Raw genomic sequence first — 1,834 nt, forward strand, 5'->3', positions numbered from 1 at the left:
ATGTTGGACAGCGTCAGCCCGGCGAACATCAGCGCGATGGCGCTGGCGCGTTTGTTGCGCGGCACCAGGCTGGCGGCAACGACCGAGCCGATGCCGAAGAAGGCGCCATGGCCGAAAGCGGTGAAAACGCGCGCGGCCATCAGCGTCCAGTAGTTGGGCGAGATGGCGCAAAACAGATTGCCGATGACGAACAGGACGGCCAGCCCGACCAGCACAGGCTTACGCGGCAAATGCGCGGTGGCCATCGCCACGATCGGCGCGCCGAAGACGACGCCCAGCGCATATCCGGTAACCAGCAGGCCGGCAGAAGGGATCGATACGCCGAGGTCGGCTGCGACCTCGGGCAGCAGGCCCATGATCACGAATTCGGTGGTACCGATGCAGAAGGACGCAATGGCAAGCGCAAGGATCGGCAAGGGCATGGGGCGTCCAGACTGAATCGGTTCAAATTGAGACTGCGCGAAGGACGCCACCGTGCGCAAGCTGCATTGCTGCATCGCAGCGATGCAGAAAAGGAAGAGCTTTGAAATGGGTCGCTAACAGGCTGTCAAACCAGCGGCTTCAATTCCTGGGCAATGGTTGGCAACAGCTCCGAGACATTCGGGTGGATGTGCACGGCACGCGCCAGCGTGTCGACGGGCGCCTTGGCGTACATCAGGTCGAGTACGCTATGGATAACCTCGTCGCCGCCGGGGCCGAGCACCGAGCAGCCGAGGATCTGCCTGGTGTCGGCGTCGACCAGGATCCTCATGAAGCCCTGCGTCTCGCCCTTTTCGATAGCGCGGCCGACGCGGGTCATCGGCCGCTGGCCGACCAGCGCGCGACGGCCGGATTTCTTCACCGCGGCCTCGGTCATGCCGCAGCGGCCGAGCGGTGGGTCGATGTAGAGCGCATAGGCTTCGATGCGATCACTGACCTTGCGCGGATCGTTGTCCAGCAGGTTGGCGGCGACGATCTCGTAGTCGTTGTAGGAGGTGTGGGTGAAGGCGCCCCTGCCGTTGCAGTCGCCCATCGCCCAGATGCCGGGCACGCTGCTGCGCAACTGGTCGTCTACAGAGACGAAGCCGCGCTTGTCGACCTCCACGCCAGCCCTCTCCAGGCCGAGGTCATCGGTGTTGGGCGTCCGCCCCAGAGCCAGCAGCACGTGCGAGCCGACCGCCGGCGGTTTGCCGGCGGAGAAGGTTACGGCAATGTCCTGGCCCTGTCTGGCGAAAGCGATGTCGTCGGCGCCGACATGGACCGTGATGCCCTCGTTTTCGAGGATCGACAGGATGGCGGCGGAGACATCCTCGTCCTCGCGGCCGGTCAGGCGTGGGCTCTTCTCGATGACGGTAACTTCGCTACCGAAGCGGCGGAACATCTGTGCGAATTCGAGCGAGATGTAGCTGCCGCCGACGACGATGAGATGGCGCGGCAGCACGTCGAGATCCATCATCGAGGAATTGGTCAGATAGTCGATGTCGTGGATGCCAGGCAGGTCTGGGACCGAGGCTCGGCCGCCGGTGTTGAGGAAGATCTTTTCGGCGGTCAGCAGATCGTCGCCGACGCGCACCGTGTTGGCGGATTCGAAACGCGCATGGCCGCGATAGAGGGTGCATTTGTCCATGCCGGCAATCCAGGTCTCGAGATTGGTGCGGGCGTCGATCGTCACCTTGTCCTTGCGCGCCTTGATCCTGGCATAGTCGACGCCGACGGGGCCACTGAGCGTCACGCCATAGTCGGCGGCGCGGCGCGCAAGATGCGCGGCGTAGGCGCTGGCGACCATGGTCTTGGTCGGCATGCAGCCGGTGTTGACGCAGGTGCCGCCGACCAGCTTGCGCTCGATCAGCGCCAC

At 64.4% G+C, this 1,834-nt stretch carries 2 protein-coding genes; both read right to left on the reverse strand.

Annotated features, from left to right (window positions below; all coding sequences use genetic code 11):
- The coding region (locus EN939_RS32565; RefSeq protein WP_164751438.1) for an MFS transporter at positions 1-422 on the reverse strand (422 nt) is incomplete at its 3' end.
- Between the two features lie 125 nt (positions 423-547).
- Positions 548-1,834, reverse strand: a 1,287-nt coding sequence (locus EN939_RS32570; RefSeq protein WP_127271632.1) for an FAD-containing oxidoreductase, incomplete at its 5' end; no start/stop codon positions are given.

The organism is Mesorhizobium sp. M7A.F.Ca.CA.002.05.1.1 (genome assembly GCF_003998335.1).
In the GTDB taxonomy this organism is placed as follows: domain Bacteria; phylum Pseudomonadota; class Alphaproteobacteria; order Rhizobiales; family Rhizobiaceae; genus Mesorhizobium.